At 64.1% G+C, this 20,235-nt stretch carries 24 protein-coding genes; 23 read left to right on the forward strand and 1 reads right to left on the reverse strand.

Translation table 11 applies throughout. From position 1 onward, the window contains the following. Nucleotides 1-58: 58 nt before the first annotated feature. The 19 genes from RFM52_RS19695 (at nucleotide 59) to RFM52_RS19785 (ending at nucleotide 16,868) form a co-directional block, all read left to right on the forward strand. Nucleotides 59-370, forward strand: coding sequence for a (2Fe-2S)-binding protein (locus tag RFM52_RS19695; RefSeq protein WP_320297759.1), 312 nt, complete (start codon nucleotides 59-61; stop codon nucleotides 368-370). After that, nucleotides 336-821 carry a bacterioferritin gene (gene bfr / locus RFM52_RS19700; protein WP_320297758.1) on the forward strand — a complete coding sequence of 162 codons (486 nt, stop codon included), beginning with the start codon at nucleotides 336-338 and terminating at the stop codon, nucleotides 819-821. The genes RFM52_RS19695 and bfr overlap by 35 nt, the downstream gene beginning before the upstream one ends. 12 nt (nucleotides 822-833) lie before the next feature. Beyond that, the gene (locus RFM52_RS19705) at nucleotides 834-2,438 is read left to right on the forward strand and encodes a di-heme oxidoreductase family protein (protein ID WP_320297757.1); all 1,605 of its coding nucleotides are present in this window, start codon (nucleotides 834-836) and stop codon (nucleotides 2,436-2,438) included. A gap of 20 nt (nucleotides 2,439-2,458) precedes the next feature. Then, the gene (locus RFM52_RS19710; protein WP_320297809.1) at nucleotides 2,459-3,538 is read left to right on the forward strand and encodes an imelysin family protein; all 1,080 of its coding nucleotides are present in this window, start codon (nucleotides 2,459-2,461) and stop codon (nucleotides 3,536-3,538) included. Between the two features lie 3 nt (nucleotides 3,539-3,541). Next, complete coding sequence (locus tag RFM52_RS19715; protein WP_320297756.1) at nucleotides 3,542-4,657, forward strand: DUF1513 domain-containing protein; 1,116 nt, start codon at nucleotides 3,542-3,544, stop codon at nucleotides 4,655-4,657. Between the two features lie 126 nt (nucleotides 4,658-4,783). Then, nucleotides 4,784-5,473, forward strand: coding sequence for a tRNA (adenosine(37)-N6)-threonylcarbamoyltransferase complex dimerization subunit type 1 TsaB (gene tsaB / locus RFM52_RS19720; protein WP_320297755.1), 690 nt, complete (start codon nucleotides 4,784-4,786; stop codon nucleotides 5,471-5,473). Continuing rightward, nucleotides 5,473-5,967 carry a GNAT family N-acetyltransferase gene (locus tag RFM52_RS19725; RefSeq protein ID WP_140854118.1) on the forward strand — a complete coding sequence of 165 codons (495 nt, stop codon included), beginning with the start codon at nucleotides 5,473-5,475 and terminating at the stop codon, nucleotides 5,965-5,967. The genes tsaB and RFM52_RS19725 overlap by 1 nt, the downstream gene beginning before the upstream one ends. Nucleotides 5,968-5,994: 27 nt before the next feature. Continuing rightward, a complete protein-coding gene (gene olsA, locus RFM52_RS19730; protein WP_320297754.1) occupies nucleotides 5,995-6,795 on the forward strand; it encodes a lyso-ornithine lipid O-acyltransferase in 801 nt (266 codons plus the stop codon). 107 nt (nucleotides 6,796-6,902) lie between these two features. Beyond that, complete coding sequence (gene miaB / locus RFM52_RS19735; RefSeq protein WP_320297753.1) at nucleotides 6,903-8,312, forward strand: tRNA (N6-isopentenyl adenosine(37)-C2)-methylthiotransferase MiaB; 1,410 nt, start codon at nucleotides 6,903-6,905, stop codon at nucleotides 8,310-8,312. Nucleotides 8,313-8,448: 136 nt separating this feature from the next. Beyond that, on the forward strand, nucleotides 8,449-9,441 hold the full coding sequence (locus RFM52_RS19740; protein ID WP_226892268.1) for a PhoH family protein: 993 nt from the start codon (nucleotides 8,449-8,451) through the stop codon (nucleotides 9,439-9,441). Between the two features lie 11 nt (nucleotides 9,442-9,452). Then, the gene (gene ybeY / locus RFM52_RS19745) at nucleotides 9,453-9,950 is read left to right on the forward strand and encodes an rRNA maturation RNase YbeY (protein ID WP_320297752.1); all 498 of its coding nucleotides are present in this window, start codon (nucleotides 9,453-9,455) and stop codon (nucleotides 9,948-9,950) included. Nucleotides 9,951-9,977: 27 nt separating this feature from the next. Beyond that, on the forward strand, nucleotides 9,978-11,048 hold the full coding sequence (locus tag RFM52_RS19750) for a hemolysin family protein (protein ID WP_320297751.1): 1,071 nt from the start codon (nucleotides 9,978-9,980) through the stop codon (nucleotides 11,046-11,048). Between the two features lie 102 nt (nucleotides 11,049-11,150). After that, nucleotides 11,151-11,621, forward strand: a complete 471-nt coding sequence (locus RFM52_RS19755; protein WP_320297750.1) for a VOC family protein — start codon at nucleotides 11,151-11,153, stop codon at nucleotides 11,619-11,621. A gap of 97 nt (nucleotides 11,622-11,718) precedes the next feature. After that, a complete protein-coding gene (lnt, locus tag RFM52_RS19760) occupies nucleotides 11,719-13,290 on the forward strand; it encodes an apolipoprotein N-acyltransferase (RefSeq protein ID WP_320297749.1) in 1,572 nt (523 codons plus the stop codon). Nucleotides 13,291-13,430: 140 nt separating this feature from the next. Then, on the forward strand, nucleotides 13,431-13,853 hold the full coding sequence (locus RFM52_RS19765) for a helix-turn-helix domain-containing protein (protein ID WP_320297748.1): 423 nt from the start codon (nucleotides 13,431-13,433) through the stop codon (nucleotides 13,851-13,853). 165 nt (nucleotides 13,854-14,018) lie between these two features. Further along, a complete protein-coding gene (gene metK, locus RFM52_RS19770; protein WP_320297747.1) occupies nucleotides 14,019-15,284 on the forward strand; it encodes a methionine adenosyltransferase in 1,266 nt (421 codons plus the stop codon). Continuing rightward, the gene (trmB, locus tag RFM52_RS19775) at nucleotides 15,281-15,991 is read left to right on the forward strand and encodes a tRNA (guanine(46)-N(7))-methyltransferase TrmB (RefSeq protein WP_320297808.1); all 711 of its coding nucleotides are present in this window, start codon (nucleotides 15,281-15,283) and stop codon (nucleotides 15,989-15,991) included. Before metK ends, trmB begins: the two co-directional genes overlap by 4 nt. A gap of 64 nt (nucleotides 15,992-16,055) precedes the next feature. Continuing rightward, nucleotides 16,056-16,355, forward strand: a complete 300-nt coding sequence (locus RFM52_RS19780; RefSeq protein ID WP_320297746.1) for a type II toxin-antitoxin system TacA family antitoxin — start codon at nucleotides 16,056-16,058, stop codon at nucleotides 16,353-16,355. A gap of 45 nt (nucleotides 16,356-16,400) precedes the next feature. After that, on the forward strand, nucleotides 16,401-16,868 hold the full coding sequence (locus RFM52_RS19785; protein WP_430699288.1) for a GNAT family N-acetyltransferase: 468 nt from the start codon (nucleotides 16,401-16,403) through the stop codon (nucleotides 16,866-16,868). Nucleotides 16,869-16,916: 48 nt separating this feature from the next. On the opposite strand, the gene RFM52_RS19790 is transcribed toward RFM52_RS19785, so the two are convergent. After that, on the reverse strand, nucleotides 16,917-17,189 hold the full coding sequence (locus tag RFM52_RS19790; RefSeq protein ID WP_320297811.1) for a hypothetical protein: 273 nt from the start codon (nucleotides 17,187-17,189) through the stop codon (nucleotides 16,917-16,919). Nucleotides 17,190-17,261: 72 nt separating this feature from the next. On the opposite strand from RFM52_RS19790, the gene RFM52_RS19795 reads away from it, so the two are divergent. The 4 genes from RFM52_RS19795 to nusA all read left to right on the forward strand — a co-directional run bounded on the left by RFM52_RS19795 (nucleotide 17,262) and on the right by nusA (nucleotide 20,227). Next, nucleotides 17,262-17,510 (forward strand): CopG family ribbon-helix-helix protein, encoded by a 249-nt coding sequence (locus RFM52_RS19795; RefSeq protein WP_224666574.1) that lies wholly within the window; start codon nucleotides 17,262-17,264, stop codon nucleotides 17,508-17,510. Beyond that, complete coding sequence (locus RFM52_RS19800; RefSeq protein WP_320297744.1) at nucleotides 17,507-17,794, forward strand: type II toxin-antitoxin system RelE/ParE family toxin; 288 nt, start codon at nucleotides 17,507-17,509, stop codon at nucleotides 17,792-17,794. Before RFM52_RS19795 ends, RFM52_RS19800 begins: the two co-directional genes overlap by 4 nt. A 158-nt stretch (nucleotides 17,795-17,952) precedes the next feature. Next, on the forward strand, nucleotides 17,953-18,585 hold the full coding sequence (rimP, locus tag RFM52_RS19805; protein WP_320297743.1) for a ribosome maturation factor RimP: 633 nt from the start codon (nucleotides 17,953-17,955) through the stop codon (nucleotides 18,583-18,585). 46 nt (nucleotides 18,586-18,631) lie between these two features. Beyond that, the gene (gene nusA / locus RFM52_RS19810) at nucleotides 18,632-20,227 is read left to right on the forward strand and encodes a transcription termination factor NusA (RefSeq protein WP_320297742.1); all 1,596 of its coding nucleotides are present in this window, start codon (nucleotides 18,632-18,634) and stop codon (nucleotides 20,225-20,227) included. The last annotated feature ends 8 nt before the right edge of the window (nucleotides 20,228-20,235 follow it).

Raw genomic sequence — 20,235 nt, forward strand, 5'->3', positions numbered from 1 at the left:
CTAAACGTACCCACCAGCCAAGCGGCGCCGGACCGGCGCCGTCAGCCAGAGCAAACAGATGCTGATCTGCCATTGCAACATCATCACCGAGAAGGAGATCGAGCAGACGATCGTCGGCCTGCTGGATGAGGATCCCTGGCAGCTGATCGTGCCCGCGAAGGTCTATCATGCGATGCGCAAGCGCGGTCGCTGTTGCGGCTGTTTCCCGAATGTGGTGGAAACGATCATTCGGGTCACCGAGAACTACCACGCCCGCTCAGAGGTGGGCGGCGTGGACATCGTTTCACACCTGGATCGCGTGCGAGACTTGCGCGGCCAATACGGGAGCAGAACCCATGAAAGGCGAACCGCAGGTCATCGAGCGGCTTAACGAAGCTCTGTTTCTGGAGCTTGGAGCCGTCAACCAGTACTGGGTGCATTATCGTCTGCTCGAGGATTGGGGCTACACCAAGCTGGCAAAGAAGGAGCGGGCGGAATCGATCGAGGAGATGCATCACGCCGACCGGCTGATCGCGCGCATCATCTTCCTCGAAGGCCATCCCAACCTGCAATCCGTCGCGCCGTTGCGCATCGGCCAGAACGTCAAGGAAGTGCTCGAATCCGATCTCGCCGGCGAATATGACGCGCGCACCGCCTACAAGCGCTCGCGCGAGATCTGCCATGAGGAAGGCGATTTCGTCTCGATGAAGCTGTTCGAGGACCTTTTGACCGACGAGGAAGGACATATCGACTTCCTGGAGACGCAGCTCGACCTGCTTGCCTCGATCGGCGAGGAAAAGTACGGCCTGCTCAACGCCGACCCGGCCAACGAGGCGGAGTAAGGACATGCGGGAATGCGGCGCCCCGTAGTTCGTTTTTCGCGCCGCGCGCGGCGGGCTGCAATCGACGGCCTGTCGCTTCGGAAGTCTCCGCGATACCGGACCGGTTGCGGGGCTTCGCTTCTGCTGGCGATCATGCTTTCCGCTCCCGCCATGGCCGGTGAGCCAGCCGCTCTGCCGACGAGCCGCACCGACCTGACGCCGAAGGATCAGGCGCGGGTTCTGGCGGTCACCAGGCCAACGACCGATTTTACCAAGCCCGAGGCGTTCGAATTGATGCAGGGCGGCGCCGGCACGTCGCGCAAGGACGTCGATCGCGACGCCTTCTCGCAGTCCTCCGCCAACATCACTTTCGAGGAGGAGGGCACCTTCAAGCTCGGCAACGCGCTTTTCCGCAAGAACTGGGTGTCGTCGCCGTCCTCGACCCAAGCTTCAGACGGGCTCGGTCCGCTGTTCAACGAGCGCGCCTGCCAGAACTGTCATCTGAAGGACGGTCGCGGCCGTCCTCCGCAAGGCGATGCCGGATCGACATCGATGTTCCTGCGGCTCGCCCGCGACGCCGCCAGCGCCGAGGAAAAAGCCGCGCTTGCCGATCACAAGGTGCTGAACTTTCCCGATCCGGTCTATGGCACGCAACTGCAGGATCTTGCGGTCCCGGGCCTCAAGGGCGAGGGCCGCATGCGCGTTGAATACTCCGAGGAAAAAGTGACGCTCGGCGACGGCACTGTCGTTTCGCTGCGCAAGCCGCGCTATTTCGTCGACAATCTCGGCTACGGGCCGCTCGGTACGCGCACCACGCTGTCGCCGCGCCTGACGCCGCCGATGATCGGGCTCGGCCTGATCGAGCAGATTGCGCCGGCCGATATCCTCGCCCATACCGATCCGGACGACCGCGATGGGGACGGTATTTCTGGCCGGCCGAACATCGTGCGCGACGCGTTGAGCGGCGCGGTGACCTTGGGCCGCTTCGGCTGGAAGGCGCAGACCGCCTCGATCCGCCAGCAGGCGGCCGATGCCTTTGCCGGCGATATCGGCATCTCCACGCCGGAAATGCCGAAGCATTGGGGCGATTGCACCGAGGCGCAGACGGATTGCCTTGCCATGCCGAACGGCGTGCAGCAACGCCTGGGGGCGGTGGAGGCGCCGCTGCCGGTCATGGACCTCGTCACCTTCTATTCGCAGAATCTGGCCGTGCCGGCGCGGCGCGACATCGCCACACCGCAAGTGCTCGCCGGCAAGAAGCAGTTCTACGAGATGGGCTGCATTTCCTGCCACACGCCGAAATTCGTCACAATGCGCGGCACGCCCAACAAGGCGCAGGCCTTCCAGCTGATCTGGCCTTATTCCGACTTCCTTCTGCACGACATGGGCGAGGGCCTTGCTGACGGCCAGCGGGTGGGGGAAGCGAGCGGTAGCGAGTGGCGCACCCCGCCGCTCTGGGGTATTGGGCTCACCGCGACGGTCAACGGCAATGTTTTTTATCTGCATGACGGCCGCGCCCGCACGCTTGCCGAGGCGATCCTGTGGCATGGCGGCGAAGGGCGGAAGGCGCGCGACCGCTTTGCCGGGGCCGCCGCGGCCGATCGTGACGCGCTGATCAAATTCCTGGAGTCCTTTTGATGTTAAAACGCGTCGCTTTGATGTCGAAACGCCTGGCTGCCGCGCTTGCCCTTCCGCTTCTTTTGGTCATCTCCCTGCCCGCATCGGCCGCGGTCAAGGCTTCCGATGTCATCGGCCGCGCGATCGACGGTTTCGTCCGCCCCGCCTATGCCAGCCTAGACGATCATGCGGCGGGCCTGACCAAGGCGATGCGCCAGCTTTGCGAGGCGCCGTCTGAAAAGAATCTCGAAGCGGCGCGCTCGGCGTTTTCAGGCATTGTGGAGGCCTGGTCGGTGGCCGAGATCATCGCCTTCGGGCCGATCAAGGAGAACAACCGGCTGGAGCGCATGCTCTATTGGCCGGACCGCAAGAGCATCGGCCTGCGACAGGTGCAGGCCACGCTCGCATCCAAGGACCCGTCAGCCATCGATCCGGCCCAACTGGCGCAAAAGAGCGTCGCCATGCAGGGTCTCGGCGCGCTCGAATATGTGCTCTACGGCGACGGCGCCGACACGCTCGCCAGGAAGGACGATCCCTATCGCTGCGCCTATGGCGCCGCGGTCGCCGGCAACATCGAAACGATCGCCGGCGAGGTGCGCGACGCCTGGCAAAGGCCCGACGGCTTTGCCTCGCTCTGGGCCACTCCGGGGCCGAAGAATCCGCTCTACCGCGACGGCAACGAAGCGGTGACGGAACTGGTCGGCGTCTTCATCAACGAGCTGGAAGTGATCCGCGACGTGCGGCTCAAGGGCTTCCTCGGCGCCAAGCCCGATACCGACAAGCCGAAGCAGGCGATCTACTGGCGCTCGCAGAACACGATGGTTTCGCTGGCTGGAAACCTGTCAGGCATCGACCAGCTGTTCCAGGCCTCCAAGTTCGGCGACGCACTGCCCGCCGATGCGCAATGGATGGCCGAGTCCATCCACATTCAGCTCACCAACGGCGCGGCGACGGCGAAATCCATCGCCGGTCCGATCGACAAGGCTCTCGCCGATCCGGCGCTGCGCGACAAGCTCGAGCATTTCGCGCTGATCACCTCGAGCCTGTCGACCTTGATCGGCACCAGGATGACCGCCGAGTTCGGCCTGACCGCGGGCTTCTCGTCGCTGGACGGAGACTGATCGATGGCGTGGACAGGTACACGGCTCATCGATCGCCGCGATTTCCTGCGGGCCGCGGGCGCGGGCTTTGCCGCCGCCATGGCGCCGCGCGCCTGGGCCGATACGCTTGCCGCGGACGCCCTCTTTGCCACGGCCTTCGTCAAGCGTGACGGCAGCTTCGGCGCCGCCGTGCTCTCCGAGGCGGGAAAAATCCTGTACACGGTCGATCTGCCCGATCGCGGCCATGACGTCACCTTCGATCCGGTGTCGAAACGCTCGGTCGTCTTCGCCCGCCAGCCAGGCACGTTCGCCGTCGTCTTCGACAATGCCGGCCGCGACAAGCCATTGACCATCGCCAGCATCGCCGGCCGGCATTTCTTCGGCCATGGCGTGTTCTCGCCCGACGGCGCCCTGCTCTATGCGACGGAGAACGACTTCGACAATGCCGCCGGCGTCGTCGGCGTCTATGACGCGCGGGCGAAGTTCAATCGCATCGGCGAGTTCCCGACTTACGGCATGGGGCCGCACGAGTTGCTCCTGCTTGGTGATGGCCGCACCTTGGCCATTGCCAATGGCGGCATCGAAACCCATCCCGACTATGGCCGCGCCGAGCTCAACATCGCGACGATGAAGCCCTCCTATACGCTGGTCGACCGCGTCACCGGGGACCTGATCGAAAAGCATGAATTGCCGCCGGCGCTGCATCAGCTTTCGATCCGCCACATGGATCGCGACCAGGCGAGCACCGTCTGGTTCGGCTGCCAGTATCGCGGGCCGGCGACCGACAGCCCGGCGCTGGTCGGCCGCGCCGCGCGCGGCAAGGAGCTCGAGCTTTTGGAGATGCCGCAGGACGTGCTCTCCGGCTTCCGCAACTATATCGGCTCCGTCGCCGCCAATGCGGCGACGGGCACGGTCGCGGTCACTTCGCCGGAGGGTAATTCGCTGGCCGTCCTCGACGCCGCCAGCGGACGCCTGGTCGCGACCAGGTCGCTGGTCGAGGTCTGCGGCCTTGCGCCCGACGGCGCCGGCTTCATGGCGACGACCGGCGCCGGCGAGATCGTCGGTGGCGCCGGCGCGACCCGTTCCGAGCCGGACTATGTCTGGGACAACCACATGCTGCGCATTGTCGCGACGGCGTGATCGCCGCGCGTAGAAGCAAAGCCGCTTAACATTTCTCCGCCCTGGCTCTTGCGGCGGCGGCCCATGCCGGGCAGAGGGAATTGTGTTTCGATCCAGTTCTTTAACCGGCGATATGAAGCTGCCCGCATGAAGGTGCTTGCCATCGACTGTGCCGCCAATCTCTGTGCCGCCTGCGTCTATGACGCGGGCGCGGGGAAGGAGCTTGGCCGTGAGGTGCGCGACCTCGGCAAGGGGCATGCGGAGCATCTGATGGCCGTCATCGAGGCGGCCCTGAAAGCCGGCGGGATCGGCTACCCGGACCTAAACGCCGTTGCCGTCTCGATCGGGCCCGGCTCCTTCACCGGCCTGCGCGTCGGCGTCTCGACCGCGCGCGGCCTGGCGCTTGCGCTGAAAATCCCGGCGATCGGCGTGACGACGCTGGAAGCCCTGGCGGCGGAGGGTGCCAAAATCTTTCCCGGGCTCTCGGTGCTTGCCGCGTTCGATGCCGGCCGCGAGGAAATCCACGCTGCGCTCTACGATAAAGCGTTAGTTGAAACTTACGGACCTTCGGTGGTCACACTTGCCGATGCAGTGTCCGTGGCGACCGGCGCCGACGCGGTCCTGGTCGGGACCGCCGCGCCGCAGATTGCCAACGCAGCGGGTCGCGCCTTCGACACCGGTCCGGTCGCCGCGACAGCCGACATCGCGACCTATGCCAGGCTGGGCTCTGCCAGGGAGCCGGGTGAAAAGCCGAAACCGCTTTATCTGCGCGGCGCCGACGCCAAGCCGCAGGCGGGTTTCATTTTGCCAAGGCAGGACAAGGGAAACGAGCCCTGATGCGCATACCGTTCTTTCAGCCGCGCCGCAGGGACTATGCCTTGGAGCCGCTGACGGTCGCCGACAGCGCCGCCGTTTCGGTGCTGCATCGCGAGGATTTCGTGCGGCCCTGGACCGATGGCGAGTTCGCCGCGCTCCTCGAACAGGACACGGTCTTCGGCTACGCCGCGCGTGAGACCGGCCAAGGCTCCAAGCCGCCGGTCGGCTTCGTGCTGGCGCGGCTCGCGGCCGGCGAAGGCGAAATCCTGACCGTGGCCGTCGCCCGCACGCATCGCCGCCAGGGCCTTGGCTGGCAATTGATGGACGCGGTACTGCGCGAGCTTCACGCGCAGCGCGCCGAGGCGCTCTTCCTCGAGGTCGACGAGACCAACGCGCCGGCGATCGGGCTCTATCGCAGGCTCGGCTTCCGCCAGGTGGGTCATCGTCCCAACTATTATCGCTCGACCGAGCACGGTCCGACCGGCGCGCTTGTCATGCGCCGCGATCTTCGCTAGCCAATCCGCGCGATAGGGCGGGAGCGAATGATCAAGAAATTACGGATTTTCCTGGCGCTCTTCTATGTCGTCGTCTGTTCACTGGTGCTGGTGCCGCTGCAGATGCTGTCGATGAAGACGGGGTTGTGGCCCGAAACCTTCATCCTGAAGATCTGGCACCGCATGATCCTGAGGGCGCTCGGCATGCGGGTGCATGTGAAAGGCGCGTTGGCCAGGGAGCGGCCGCTGCTGGTGGCGGCCAATCACATTTCTTGGACCGACATCATGGTGCTCGGCTCCTTCGTCGATGTGAAATTCATCGCCAGGGCAGACATGGAAGGCTGGCCGCTGATCGGCATGCTGTCCAAGCTGCAGCGCACCGTCTTCATCGAGCGCGAGCGCAAGCGCACCTCCGGCGACCAGGCAAGCGAGATCGCCAAGAGGATGGCAAAGGGCGACGCCATGGTGCTGTTCGCCGAAGGCTCGACCGGCGACGGCAACCTCGTGCTGCCGTTCAAGAGCACGCTGTTCGGCGCGGCCTCCATGGCGATTTCGGAAGGTGCGGCGGAACAGGTCTTCATCCAGCCCGTGGCGATCGCCTATACGCGCCTGCACGGCATGCCGATGGGCCGCCGTCATCGGCCGATTACCGCCTGGATCGGCGACCAGGATCTGATGCCGCATCTGAAAACCCTGCTTGCCGAAGGCGCCATCGATGCCGAAGTGCATTTCGGCGAGCCGGTGCCGTTCTCCAAGGGCTCGAACCGCAAGGAAACGGCGAGGCTGATGGAAGCCAAGGTGCTCGAGATGATGCAAGCTATCCTCGCCGACCCGGCCAAGAGCCGCTGATCGGTATGCCGCCCAAAGGCCTGTAGCGGGTTTGGGACAGGGCGGCGCGACGCGCTACAGGCAGAATCGTCTGTTTTTTGTCATGGAAAGGCGCTAGAAGCCGCCCGATGGAATTGAACACGATTGAAAGCCATGGCGCCGGCTCGCCCGCCGAGCATTCGGCCAGCACCGACCAGACGGTGAAAAAGGTCTTCGTCAAGACCTATGGCTGCCAGATGAACGTCTACGATTCCCAGCGCATGACCGATGCGCTGGCCGCCGACGGCTATGTCGCCACCGACGCCGTCGAAGACGCCGATCTGGTGCTGCTCAACACCTGCCATATCCGCGAAAAGGCGGCGGAAAAGGTCTATTCCGAGCTTGGCCGCATCCGCGACATGAAGGCCGAACGCGCCGAAGCCGGCCGCGAGCTCCTGATTGGCGTCGCCGGCTGCGTGGCGCAGGCCGAAGGCGCCGAGATCATCCGCCGCGCTCCGGCGGTCGATCTGGTCATCGGTCCGCAGACCTATCACCGGCTGCCCGACGTGCTGGCGCGGGTCCGTGGCGGCGAAAAGATCGTCGAGACCGAATACGCCATCGAGGACAAGTTCGACCATCTGCCGCCGCCGAAGCGCGCCGAGCTTGCCAGGCGCGGCGTCACCGCCTTCCTCACGGTGCAGGAAGGTTGCGACAAGTTTTGCACCTTCTGCGTGGTGCCTTACACCCGCGGCTCCGAGGTCTCGCGCCCGGTGACGCAGATCGTCGCCGAGGCCGAGCGCCTGGCCGAGGCCGGCGTGCGCGAGGTGACGCTGCTTGGCCAGAACGTCAACGCCTGGCACGGCGTCGGCGAAAATGGCGAGGAATGGGGCCTCGGGCGCCTGCTGTTCCGACTGGCGCAAATCCCTGGCCTGGCGCGGCTGCGCTACACCACAAGCCACCCGCGCGACATGGACGACGAGTTGATCGCCGCGCATCGCGACCTGCCCGCCTTGATGCCCTATCTGCATCTGCCGGTGCAGTCCGGCTCGGATCGTATCCTCAAGGCGATGAACCGCCGCCATACGGCGCGCGACTATCTGGCGCTCATCGAGCGCATCCGTTCCGCCCGAACCGACATCGCCATGTCCGGCGACTTCATCGTCGGCTTCCCCGGCGAGACGGATGAGGATTTCGAAGCGACGCTGAAATTGGTGCGCGAAGTGAACTATGCTTTGGCTTTCTCGTTCAAATATTCGCCTCGCCCCGGCACACCGGGCGCCGAAATGGATGGCCATGTCTCGGAAGCGGTGAAGGATGAGCGGCTGCAGCGGCTACAGGCGCTGCTCTTGAAGCAGCAGCAGGATTTCGGCTTGAGTCTGGTCGGCAGGACCATCGGCACGCTGATCGAGAAGCCTGGCCGGCAGGCCGGCCAGAAAGTTGGCCGTTCGCCCTGGCTGCAGCCCGTTATTGTTGACGACAAGGCCGGCGGAATCGGTGACATTATCGACGTACGAATCACAAGGACCGGCTACAATAGCCTGTTCGCCGAACTGGTCTGATGCATGTCGCCCAAAAGTGCCCGCGGTTTTGGGATAACGACATGCATAGCCACAAACCTCGGCAGATGAGGAGAGACGGTTGAGCGCTGCTGAACTGAAGAATCTGCCCCAGAACCAGGCGTCCGGGGCTTCCGACATGGCGCACATCGTACTGACCTTCGACAACAACAAGCTAGCCAGCGCCCTTTACGGTCAGTTCGATGAGAATTTGGCCCGGCTTGAGCAGAAGCTCGGCGTCGACATCCGCTCGCGCGGCAATCAGCTTACGATCAAGGGCTCGGCGGCCGCAGCCGAGCAGGCGCGCCGCGCTCTGGATACGCTCTATGGCATCCTGCAGAAGGGCGTCGACATCGGCCAGTCGGACGTCGACGGCGCCGTGCGCATGGCGATTGCCGCCGACGATCAGCTGACGCTGCCGACGATGGAGCGCAAAGGCAAGGTATCGGCTGCCCAGATCGCGACGCGTAAGAAGACGATTTATGCCCGCTCGCTCAACCAGGACGCCTATATGCGGGCGCTGGAGCGCTCCGAAATGGTCTTCGGCATCGGGCCTGCCGGCACCGGCAAGACCTATCTGGCGGTCGCGCATGCCGCGATGCTCTTGGAGCGCGGCATGGTCGAGCGCATCATCCTTTCGCGCCCGGCCGTCGAGGCCGGCGAGCGGCTGGGTTTCCTGCCCGGCGACATGAAGGAGAAGGTCGATCCGTATCTGCGACCCCTCTACGACGCGCTCTACGACATGATGCCGGCGGACAAAGTCGAGCGGGCGATCGCCGCCGAGGTGATCGAGATCGCGCCGCTGGCCTTCATGCGCGGCCGCACGCTGGCGCACGCGGCGGTCATCCTGGACGAGGCGCAGAACACCACGCCTATGCAGATGAAGATGTTCCTGACCCGTCTCGGCGAGAACTCGCGCATGATCGTGACCGGCGATCCGACCCAGATCGACCTTCCGCCCAACACCAAGTCGGGACTTGTCGAGGCGCTGCGTGTCCTCGACGGTGTCCCCGGCATCGTTACCGTCCGCTTCAACGAGGGCGACGTGGTGCGCCATCCGCTGGTCGCCGAGATCGTCAAGGCCTATGACCGTGACGGCAAGCTGGCGCGAGGCCTCGGCGCCGAAAGCTGATCAAAGGCCGCATGGCTGAAGACACCAAATCCTCTGCCGGTATCCCGGTCGATATCGATATTTTCGTCGAGGCCGGCGCCTGGCCCGCGGAAGCCGAGTTGACGCACCTGGTCGAGCGCGCCGTTGCGGCCGCCTTTGCCGAGACCGGCGTGGACGGCGCCTCCGAGCTCAGCATCGTCTTTTCCGACGATGCCCATATCCAAACGCTCAATGCCGAATGGCGCGGCAAGGACAAGCCCACCAACGTCTTGTCTTTCCCGGCTTTTTCCTTTCCGAAAGGCGGTCCGCTGCCGCCGATGCTGGGCGACATCGTGCTGGCTTCCGAGACGGTGGCGCGTGAGGCCGCTCTGGAAGACAAGCCGATTGAAGACCATATCACCCATCTCGTTATCCATGGCCTGTTGCATCTTCTGGGCCATGATCACGAGACCGACGCCGAGGCGGAGGAGATGGAAGCGATCGAGCGCGCGGCGCTTGCGAGGCTTGCCATTCCCGATCCCTACGCGTAACAAAAAAGCTCAATTGACCCGATGGCGATGAACGACACACCAGAAACTGCCGCCCGTCCGGACGCCGGCAGTGCTGCCAAGCCTTCCGAAAAGACGGAAGAGGGCTCCAGTCCGAGTATTCCCACCGGCAGCGCGGCCGCTGAGCCGCATGCCGGTCCTTCCCTTGTCGACCGCGTGCTCGGCCTGTTCCGGCACCGCAACGGCACCAGCCTGCGTGAGGAAATCGCGGGCGCGCTGGCCGAAACGGCAACCGATGCCGAATCTTTCTCGCCCGGCGAACGCGCCATGCTCAACAACATCCTTCGCCTTCGCGAAGTGCGGGTCGAGGATGTCATGGTGCCGCGCGCCGATATCGAGGCGGTCGAGATCAACACCACGCTTGGCGACCTGCTCGGCCTTTTCGAGCAATCCGGCCATTCGCGCATGCCGGTCTATTCCGAGACGCTGGACGATCCGCGCGGCATGGTCCACATCCGCGACGTGCTCGCCCACATCACCAAGCTCGCCCGCGTCAAGAAGGGCCGCACCAGGGCGAAGGCGCCGGTGACGACGGCGCTCGACTTCGCCCAGGTCGATCTCGCGCGCACCATCGGCGATCTCAATCTTATCCGCGAGGTGCTGTTCGTGCCGCCCTCGATGCTGGCCTCCGACCTGATGGGCCGCATGCAGACGACGCGCACGCAGATGGCGCTGGTCATCGACGAATATGGCGGCACCGACGGCCTCGCCTCGCTGGAGGACATCGTCGAGATGGTGGTCGGCGACATCGAGGACGAGCATGACGACGATGAGCCGATGATCACCCAGACCGGCGACGGCGTCTTCGTCGTCGACGGCAAGGCCGAGATCGACGAGGTCGCCAAGATGATCGGCGAGGATTTCGCCGCCGGCGAGCATGGCGAATATGTCGACACGATCGGCGGCATGATCTTCAACACGCTGGGACGTGTCCCGGCCAGGGGCGAAGTCGTGCAGGCTATCCCCGGCTTCGAATTCCATGTGCTCGACGCCGACCCGCGCCGCGTCAAGCGCGTACGCATCGTGCAGAGCCAGAAGGGCGAGCGTCGCCGCCGCGCCGCGCGCACCGAACAGGCCTGATATCCCGGAGCAATTCCAGGAAAAGTGCCTGGCGGTTAGGCTCGGCGCCTTCGCCGTAACCCTTCCGTCCGGAATTACGCAGAGACAAAGACTTGAGGCCGCATGGTGATCGACGATCCGTTCAAGCACGCGGTTCTGGGTTCGGGTGTTTTCTATAAGGATCCGCGCGCGGCATTGAGCTGGCTGCAGGCGGCCTTCGGCTTCGAGCCGAGCATGTTGGTGAGCGATGCCGACGGCCGGCTCGTGCATGCCGAAATGCGTTTTGGCGACGGCTACATCATCGTCGATTCAGAATGGGATGAGCATATCGCCAGCCCGGCCTCCGTCGGCGGCAAGAACACGCAGGCCGTCTATGTGCGTCTGCGGCAGGATATCGACGCGCATTGCGAGAAGGCGCGCGCGGCGGGCGCGGATATCGTCGAGGAGCCCGCCGACCATTTCTACGGCGAGCGCCAATATCGCGCCCGTGACCCCGAAGGCCATGTCTGGACGTTCACCCAGACAATGCGCGTTGTCCTGAAGGACGAAGCCGAGCGACTGAGCGGCCTGCGCATCGAGGGCTGGCATAGATAGCGCGACTTTGTATCAGGCTGCGCTTATCCGCGTTTGGATCGGGCGGCGCGGCCTGTTAAACCTCTAGCTCCCTGATTCGCGCGACTTGGGAAGCTGGATGCAGCGCTTTGCCGGCCGGATAATTCTGCTTTGGGGGTGGCGGCGGGCGCTGGTGGCGTTTGCCGCCGGAGCGCTGGCGGTGCTTGCCCAGGCACCTTACGATTTCTTCGCCGTCTGCTTCGTTTCGTTCCCGGTCCTGGTCTGGCTGCTCGACGGCGCCACCGGTGAGGCTTCCGATGGCTGGTTCCGGCGTCTGAGGCCGGCTTTCGCAACCGGCTGGTGGTTCGGCTTCGGCTACTTTCTCGCCGGTCTCTGGTGGATCGGCCAGGCCTTGCTGGTCGAGGCCGACAACTTCGCCTGGGCCTTGCCCTTCGCCGTCGTCGGCATCCCCTTCGCGCTGGCCTTCTTCTACGGTTTTGCCACCGTGGTGGCGCGGCTGTTCTGGAGCAGCGATATCGGCCGCATCGCCGCCCTTGCCTTCGGGTTCGGCCTTGCCGAATGGCTGCGCGACTTCCTCTTCACCGGCTTTCCCTGGAACGCCGTCGGCTATGCCGCGATGCCCGTGCCGCTCCTGATGCAGAGCGTGTCGGTGACCGGAATGATCGGCATGAACGCGCTCGCGGTCTTCTTGTTTTCGCTGCCCGCGCTGGTCGTGGCGCGCCGGCATCTGAGGCTGGGCGTTGCCCTGTTCGTCATCCTCGTCGCCGCCCATGTCGGCTTCGGCTATTTCAGGCTCGCCATGCCGGCCGAGCCGGCGACACGCTCCCTCGACGTCCGCATCGTCCAGCCCGCGGTCGACCTCAGCGAAAAGTGGGACGCCTCGGTGCGCGACCGCATCTTCGCAACGTTGCTGGGGATATCGGGTCACGCCAAGCCTCAGCTCATCCTGTGGCCGGAGACATCGGTGCCGTTCCTCTTCACCGAGCGCCCGGACGCGCTGACGGCGCTGGGCGACTTGCTGGCCGACGGCCAGATGCTGATTGCCGGTGTCGTGCGCGAGGAGGGCGGATCGGCGAGCGCCGGCAGCCGCTATTACAATTCCGTGGTGGCGATCAACGACAAGGGCGAGATTGTCGATGCCGTCGACAAGGTGCATCTGGTGCCTTTCGGCGAATATCTGCCCTTCGCCGACCTGTTCGAACGCTTCGGCATAGGCCAGCTCGTCGCCGGACCGATGAATTTCGCCGCCGGCAACGAGCGCCATCCGATCGCCGTGCCGGGCGGCCTGCGTGCCGCTCCGTTCATCTGCTACGAGGTGATCTTTCCCGATCTCGTCGCCGCCGACTCTGCGTCATCTGACGTAATTGTGAACGTCACCAACGACGCCTGGTTTGGCGACACGCCAGGCCCGTATCAGCACTTCAGGCAGGCGCAGGTCCGTGCGGTGGAGAATGGATTGCCGCTGCTGCGCGCGGCCAACAATGGCATCTCCGCCGTCGTCGATTCGCGCGGGCGCATTGTCGATGCGCTTGCCGTCGACGCGCGCGGCGCCATCGACGCGCATGTGCCGGTTTCTGGGCGCGCTCTCCTGTCCGCCGAACAGCGGCGCATTAACGGATTGCTGATCATGTTGCTGTTTGCGCTGATTGCCTTCACACTGAATGTAAGGCAGCGGCTACGGGTGAATTGACAGTCGGCACATTAGAAACTCATACTGTAACGCCTAAAATTTTCTCGAAGTCGGTTGGAGGGTTCTGTTGGGGCAGGTGGCTCCGGCTTCATATGGGCGGAACAAAATAGAAAAAGCCGGAAAAATTCGGCGAGGAAAAAATGACAGAAGAGAACAAGAAGAAGCCGAATCCGATCGACATCCATGTCGGGAGTCGCATTCGGCTGCGTCGCAATATGCTTGGAATGAGCCAGGAAAAGCTGGGTGAAAATCTCGGCATCACCTTTCAGCAGATCCAGAAGTACGAGAAGGGCACGAACAGGGTTGGCGCCAGCCGTTTGCAGGCGATCGCCTCCATCCTGAGCGTTCCGGTCGCCTTCTTCTTCGAGGATGCCCCGGGCGAGGAGCCCGCTGGCGGCAATCGAGGATTTGCCGAAGACTCCTCGATGGCGTTCGCCATCGAATTCTGCGGCAGTCCCGAAGGGCTTCAGCTCAACCGGGCTTTCGTCAAGATCGGCGACGTCAAGGTGCGCCGCCGGATCATCGATCTGGTCAAGGCGCTCTCCGCCGAGGACGCCGATTGATTTGCCTTATGCCGTCGGCGGTGTCATGCCGCCGGTGGCATAGCCGACCTTGCCTACATTCATGCCAGATCCGTCGCGCCGCTTGACGAGCGGCGCCCGGCACCGCTAACACGTGGCGCGCCAAAATCGGCAGCCCTGCCGATCTTTTTTCAAGAGGGGACACCCGTGACGCGGCAGAATTATCTCTTTACCTCGGAATCCGTCTCCGAGGGTCATCCCGACAAAGTCTGTGACCGTATCTCCGACGAGATCGTCGATCTGGTCTATCGCGAAGCCAAGAAGACGGGCATGGATCCGTGGAAGGTGCGCGTTGCCTGCGAAACGCTGGCCACCACCAACCGCGTCGTCATCGCCGGCGAGGTCCGCGTCCCGGACACGCTCTTGAAGAAGGACAAGGCCGGCAACGTCCTCAAGGACGCATCCGGCCACCCCGTGGTCAACCCGGCCAAGTTCAAATCGGTTGCCCGCAAGGCGATCCGCGAGATCGGCTACGAGCAGTCCGGCTTCCACTGGAAGACCGCCAAGATCGACGTGCTGCTGCATGGTCAGTCTCCCGACATCGGCCAGGGCGTCGACAACGCCGCCGACCGCCAGGGCGAGGAAGGCGCGGGCGACCAAGGCATCATGTTCGGCTACGCCTGCCGCGAGACGCCCGACCTGATGCCGGCGCCGATCTATTACAGCCACAAGATTCTCGAATTGCTGGCGGCGGCGCGCCACGAAGGCAATGGCGAGGCCGGCAAGCTCGGCCCGGACGCCAAGAGCCAGGTCACCGTGCGCTATGCCGACGGCAAGGCGGCGGAAGTCACGCAGATCGTGCTCTCCACCCAGCATCTCGATGCGAGCTGGGACTCCAAGAAGGTCCGCAAGGTGGTCGAGCCCTATATCCGCGAGGCGCTTGGCGAGTTGAAGATCGCCGAGGACTGCAACTGGTACATCAACCCGACCGGCAAATTCGTCATCGGTGGGCCTGACGGCGACGCCGGCCTCACCGGCCGCAAGATCATCGTCGACACCTATGGCGGCGCGGCACCCCATGGCGGCGGCGCGTTCTCGGGCAAGGACACCACCAAGGTCGACCGTTCGGCCGCCTATGCGGCTCGCTACCTTGCCAAGAACGTGGTGGCGGCCAAGCTTGCCGACCGCTGCACCATCCAGCTCTCCTACGCCATCGGCGTCGCTCAGCCGCTGTCGGTCTATGTCGACCTGCATGGCACCGGCAAGGTGGACGAATCGAAGCTCGAGGATGCGCTGCGCAAGGTGATGGACCTGTCGCCGTCGGGCATCCGCCGTCATCTCGACCTCAACAAGCCGATCTATGCAAAGACCTCGTCCTACGGCCATTTCGGCCGCAAGGCCGGTCGCGACGGTTCCTTCTCCTGGGAGAAGACCGATCTCGCCAAGGCGCTCAAGGACGCCGTCGCCGCCTGACGCCAGCGGACGCAAAGGACAGGCCGAGCCGGGCGACCGAAGGATTCTTCGGTCGCCGGCACGGCAAGACTATACGCCCGCAGCAGGCGATCGCCCTCGAAAGCGGTCTGCGCGAATACCGGCTCGACCTGACGGCGCAGGCGCCGGCCGATCTCAGGACCTTGTTCAAGGCACAGATTTCGACGCTCCAGCTGGAAATCGGCTTCGGCGGCGGCGAGCATCTCCTGCATCGCGCGGCGGAAGCGCCGGCAACCGGCTTCATTGGCGTCGAGCCCTTCGTCAACGGCATGGCCAAGATGATGACGGCGCTTGGCAAGACGCCGCTCGCCAATCTGAGAGTCTATGACGACGACGCCACGCGCCTGCTGGACTGGCTGCCGTCAGCCTCGCTCGACGGCATCGATCTGCTCTATCCCGATCCATGGCCGAAGAAGAAGCACTGGAAGCGGCGCTTCGTCGGCGCCGCCAATCTCGCCCGCTTCGCCCGGGTGCTGAAAGCGGGCGGCAGGTTCCGCTTCGCCTCCGACATCGACAGCTATGTGAACTGGACGCTGCTCGCCTGCCGCGATCACGGCGCTTTCGCATGGCAGGCCGAAGACGCCGCTGGCTGGCACCGGCCCTATGACGGCTGGCCCGGCACGCGCTACGAGGCCAAGGCCATCCGCGAGGGACGGCGGCCTGCCTATCTGACCTTTATCCGGAAGTAATCGGGCGGTCCTCTGTATTGCATATAGCGCTACAGACCGCTAGATTGCCGGCAAGGAGACAGTTATGGCCGCCCCGGTCGAACGCAAGGAATACCCGATCTCGATGCGCCTGCCGGAAGCGGACGTTGCGATGATCGATCGTGCCGCAACCCTGCGCGGCCGGTCCCGCACCGATTTCGTGCGCGACGCCGCCGTGCGCGCGGCCGAGGATGTGCTGATGGACAACCGTCTTGTCCGCATGAGCCCGGAAGGGTTCGCGGAGTTCATGGAGGTCCTGTCGGCTCCGGCCGCTCCCGTTCCCGACATGGTGGAACTGGCAAAGCGGCCCGCCCCCTGGGAAGCTGGTTACACGACGAAGCGCTGACCGGTGGCCTTATCGGCTCCCGAACCGCTTACGGCACTTCACGACGTGTCCGGATTTTCCTGTGGGAAGCCTGCGCTCGATCACTGGCTGAAAACCCGCGCACTTTCCAATCAGGAGAAGGGCTTTACGGCCGTTCTCGTTGTCCAGGAAGCCGGCCGGGTGGTTGGATACTATGGTTTGGCGCCGACGGCCGTCGTGCCGTCGATCCTGCCCCGGTCGATCCGCACGGGGCAACCGCCCGACCCGGTGCCGTGCCTGCTCCTCGGCCAACTTGCGACCGATACCGGTTGGGCCGGGCGCGGCATCGGCACAGGCCTGGTAAAGCATGCCCTTCAGCGCTGCGCTCAGGCGGCGGAACTGATCGGAGGGCGCGCGTTGATGGTCAATGCTTTTGACGCCGAAGCGGCGCAGTTCTGGCAGCGCCGGGGGTTTCTCCCGACGAGGGACGATCCGCTCATCTTATTTCGCTCGATCGCGGCAATCGCCGCCTCGCTGGCGGAGGCCCAGAGATAAGGTAGGGCACCTTGGCGAAGTGGTGACGGTCGGGCTTCCATTGTGAGGCTAGAAGCGGCCGATCCTGTCGAAAGCGGCCGGATCGATGCCAGGCTTCTTCAGGTCGCTGCGGCGCAGCTTGCGGCCAGCCTCGAGCGCCCGCGCCGCGGCTGCCGCGCTGCCGAATGTGTTGAAGAAATCGCCTATGACGAAAAACAATCCACGGTCCATATGATCAGCTTCGCGCGCCACCGCGCGCGTCTCTTTTTTGCATTGCAGCATAAATGGTGACGACACGTCGATTAGCCAAAGGGCTGCATGGCCGCCATGCGCGGCGCGCAACGCAGCCCAAGCGGGTTCTTGACGAACCAATTTGGTTCTAGCACATTCATAGTGAACCAGAATGGAGACAGGATAATGAGCGCCTTCACCGTGCGGCTTCCTGATGAGACTGTGGCCAAGCTCGACCAACTGGCCGAAAAGGTGGATCGCTCTCGTTCCTACGTCGCGGCTCAAGCGATCGAAGACTATGTCGCGAGGGAAGAATGGCAACTTGCCGAGATCGAGGCTGGCCTTGACGAAGCCGATCGAGGAGAATTTGCGAGTGAGAAGGATCTGGCAGGCGTCATAGCGAAATACGTCAAGCCGGCTTCTGAACGATGAAGCGGATCCGCTGGACCCAACGCGCCGTGCGCCGTCTCGACCAGATTGGCGCATTCGTCGAAAAGGACAATCCAGCCGCCGCGGAACGGGTCATTGCCCGTATCGTTTCCTCTGCGGACAATCTCGCCGAGCAACCCGCCATGGGGCGCGTCGGGCGGGTGAAAGGGACACGAGAGCTGGTCCTGGCTGACATCCCATACATAATTCCCTACCGCGTTGTCGGCGGCGAGATCGAGATACTCACCGTGATGCATGCGGCCCAGAGATGGCCGCGCCAGTTGTAGACACCGCCGCGAGCCTTTGCCTGAAGGCTTGAAACGCCGGCGGCAATCGTCTATATCAGCGTCAAATTCTTGGTCGGTATGACGAAGAGTGGGTCCACCCGGTCCCGCTCTTTTTTATTACCTGCCGGCCGGAAACGCAAAAAAGCGACAGGGATCTGATGACTGCAGCGGCAAGCGAGGCCGACGACCGTATCATCCGCGAAAGCGGCATCGATGCGCGCATTGCGCTGATCGTGCAGCCGGTGCTCAAGGCCATCGGCTTCCGTCTCGTGCGCGTGCAGCTGACCGGTCAGAACGGGCTGACGTTGCAGATCATGGCCGAACGCGAAGACGGCACCATGACCGTCGAGGATTGCGAAGAGGTCAGCCGCGCGGTGTCGCCGGCGCTCGATGTCGATGATCCGATCGAAAAGGCGTATCATCTCGAAGTATCGTCGCCCGGCATCGACCGGCCGCTGGTGCGCAAGTCGGATTTCACCACCTGGACCGGCCATCTGGTCAAGCTGGAGACATCGGTTCTTGTCAGCGACCGCAAGCGCTTCAAGGGCAAGATCGCCGAGGCGGATGCCGACGGCATCCTTGTCGAGCGCGACAAGGCGGCCTATGGCGAGGAGCCGACGGTGCGCGTGCCGTTTGACGCGATCGCCGAAGCCCGGCTGGTGCTGACCGACGATCTCATCCGCGATGCCCTGTCGAAGGACAACCGGGCGCGCAAGGAAGCCAGGAAGCGCCGCGGCGAAGCGGAAGACGCCGCCGACGGCGAGGAAAACGAAACCGAACAGGAAAGTTGATTGAGCAGCCGGGCCGTATGCCCGGCGCGAAATCGGGAGAAAGACAATGGTTGTAAGCGCCAACAGGCTTGAACTGCTGCAGATCGCCGACGCGGTCGCGCGTGAAAAGTCGATCGACAAGTCGATCGTCATCGCCGCCATGGCAGATGCGATCCAGAAGGCGGCGCGCTCTCGTTACGGCCAGGAGACCAACATCCGCGCCGACATCAACCCGAACACCGGCGAGATGAAGCTGCAGCGGCTGATGGAAGTGGTCGAGAAGGTCGATGACTACGCGACGCAGATCGCGCTTTCCACGGCGCGCGAGCGCAACCCCGACGCCCAGCTCGGCGACTTCATCGCCGAGCAGCTGCCGCCCATGGATTTCGGCCGCATCGCCGCTCAGTCGGCCAAGCAGGTCATCGTGCAGAAGGTGCGCGAGGCCGAGCGCGATCGCCAGTATGACGAGTACAAGGATCGCATCGGCGAGATCGTCAACGGCACCGTCAAGCGCGTCGAATACGGCAATGTCATCGTCGATCTCGGCCGTGGCGAGGCGATCATCCGCCGCGACGAGTTGATCCCGCGCGAGAACTACAAATATGGCGACCGCGTCCGGGCCTATGTCTATGACGTGCGCCGCGAGCAGCGCGGCCCGCAAATCTTCCTGTCGCGCACGCATCCGCAGTTCATGGCCAAGCTCTTCACCATGGAAGTGCCCGAAATCTATGACGGCATCATCGAGATCAAGTCGGTAGCTCGCGATCCGGGCTCGCGCGCCAAGATCGCCGTGATCTCGCGCGATTCCTCGATCGATCCGGTCGGCGCCTGCGTCGGCATGCGCGGTAGCCGTGTCCAGGCGGTTGTCGGCGAGCTGCAGGGCGAGAAGATCGACATCATTCCGTGGTCGCCCTCGGCTGCTTCCTTCATCGTCAACGCACTGCAGCCGGCCGAAGTCGCCAAGGTGGTGCTCGACGAGGATGCCGAGCGCATCGAAGTGGTGGTGCCGGACGACCAGCTGTCGCTGGCCATCGGCCGCCGCGGCCAGAATGTGCGCCTGGCATCGCAGCTCACCGGTTGGGATATCGACATCCTGACCGAGCAGGAGGAGAGCGAGCGTCGCCAGAAGGAATTCGTAGAGCGTTCGGCGCTGTTCATGGAAGCCCTCGACGTCGACGAGATGGTCGGCCAGGTGCTTGCCTCCGAAGGCTTCACCAGCGTCGAGGAAGTCGCCTATGTCGACTCGGGCGAAATCTCCTCGATCGACGGCTTCGACGAGGACACCGCTTCGGAAATCCAGACACGCGCCCGCGAGTATCTGGAGAAGATCGAGGCCGAGCATGACGAAAAGCGCAAGGCGCTGGGCGTCAAGGACGAGTTGCGCGAGATCCCCGGCGTCACCACCGCCATGATGGTGACGCTCGGCGAGGACGGTGTGAAGACGATCGAGGACTTCGCCGGCTATGCCGCCGACGACCTGACCGGCTGGAAGGAACGCAAGGACGGCGAGACCAAGGTCTATCCGGGCGTGCTCGCCAGTCACGGCGTCTCGCGCGCCGATGCCGAGCAGATGGTTCTGGCAGCCCGCCTCAAGGCTGGCTGGATCAGCGAAGACGAGCTTGCAGCCGAACAAGTCGCGGCTGACGAAGCTGTTGGTGCGTGAGGTGAAAC

It is taken from the genome of Mesorhizobium humile (genome assembly GCF_033977215.1).
Classification (GTDB): Bacteria; Pseudomonadota; Alphaproteobacteria; order Rhizobiales; family Rhizobiaceae; genus Mesorhizobium; species Mesorhizobium humile.

Excerpts from the sequence above, each read along its gene's own strand:
- RFM52_RS19705 (WP_320297757.1), top strand. The coding sequence starts at position 834 with ATGCGGCGCCCCGTAGTTCGTTTTTCGCGCCGCGCGCGGCGGGCTGCA.
- ybeY (WP_320297752.1), top strand. The coding sequence starts at position 9,453 with ATGGCTGAAGACACCAAATCCTCTGCCGGTATCCCGGTCGATATCGAT.
- RFM52_RS19710 (WP_320297809.1), top strand. The coding sequence starts at position 2,459 with ATGTCGAAACGCCTGGCTGCCGCGCTTGCCCTTCCGCTTCTTTTGGTC.
- RFM52_RS19740 (WP_226892268.1), top strand. The coding sequence starts at position 8,449 with ATGGCGCACATCGTACTGACCTTCGACAACAACAAGCTAGCCAGCGCC.
- RFM52_RS19750 (WP_320297751.1), top strand. The coding sequence starts at position 9,978 with ATGAACGACACACCAGAAACTGCCGCCCGTCCGGACGCCGGCAGTGCT.
- RFM52_RS19800 (WP_320297744.1), top strand. The coding sequence starts at position 17,507 with ATGAAGCGGATCCGCTGGACCCAACGCGCCGTGCGCCGTCTCGACCAG.
- tsaB (WP_320297755.1), top strand. The coding sequence starts at position 4,784 with ATGAAGGTGCTTGCCATCGACTGTGCCGCCAATCTCTGTGCCGCCTGC.
- olsA (WP_320297754.1), top strand. The coding sequence starts at position 5,995 with ATGATCAAGAAATTACGGATTTTCCTGGCGCTCTTCTATGTCGTCGTC.
- RFM52_RS19695 (WP_320297759.1), top strand. The coding sequence starts at position 59 with ATGCTGATCTGCCATTGCAACATCATCACCGAGAAGGAGATCGAGCAG.
- RFM52_RS19715 (WP_320297756.1), top strand. The coding sequence starts at position 3,542 with ATGGCGTGGACAGGTACACGGCTCATCGATCGCCGCGATTTCCTGCGG.
- miaB (WP_320297753.1), top strand. The coding sequence starts at position 6,903 with ATGGAATTGAACACGATTGAAAGCCATGGCGCCGGCTCGCCCGCCGAG.
- bfr (WP_320297758.1), top strand. The coding sequence starts at position 336 with ATGAAAGGCGAACCGCAGGTCATCGAGCGGCTTAACGAAGCTCTGTTT.
- rimP (WP_320297743.1), top strand. The coding sequence starts at position 17,953 with ATGACTGCAGCGGCAAGCGAGGCCGACGACCGTATCATCCGCGAAAGC.
- nusA (WP_320297742.1), top strand. The coding sequence starts at position 18,632 with ATGGTTGTAAGCGCCAACAGGCTTGAACTGCTGCAGATCGCCGACGCG.
- RFM52_RS19755 (WP_320297750.1), top strand. The coding sequence starts at position 11,151 with ATGGTGATCGACGATCCGTTCAAGCACGCGGTTCTGGGTTCGGGTGTT.
- RFM52_RS19765 (WP_320297748.1), top strand. The coding sequence starts at position 13,431 with ATGACAGAAGAGAACAAGAAGAAGCCGAATCCGATCGACATCCATGTC.
- RFM52_RS19780 (WP_320297746.1), top strand. The coding sequence starts at position 16,056 with ATGGCCGCCCCGGTCGAACGCAAGGAATACCCGATCTCGATGCGCCTG.
- lnt (WP_320297749.1), top strand. The coding sequence starts at position 11,719 with ATGCAGCGCTTTGCCGGCCGGATAATTCTGCTTTGGGGGTGGCGGCGG.
- RFM52_RS19725 (WP_140854118.1), top strand. The coding sequence starts at position 5,473 with ATGCGCATACCGTTCTTTCAGCCGCGCCGCAGGGACTATGCCTTGGAG.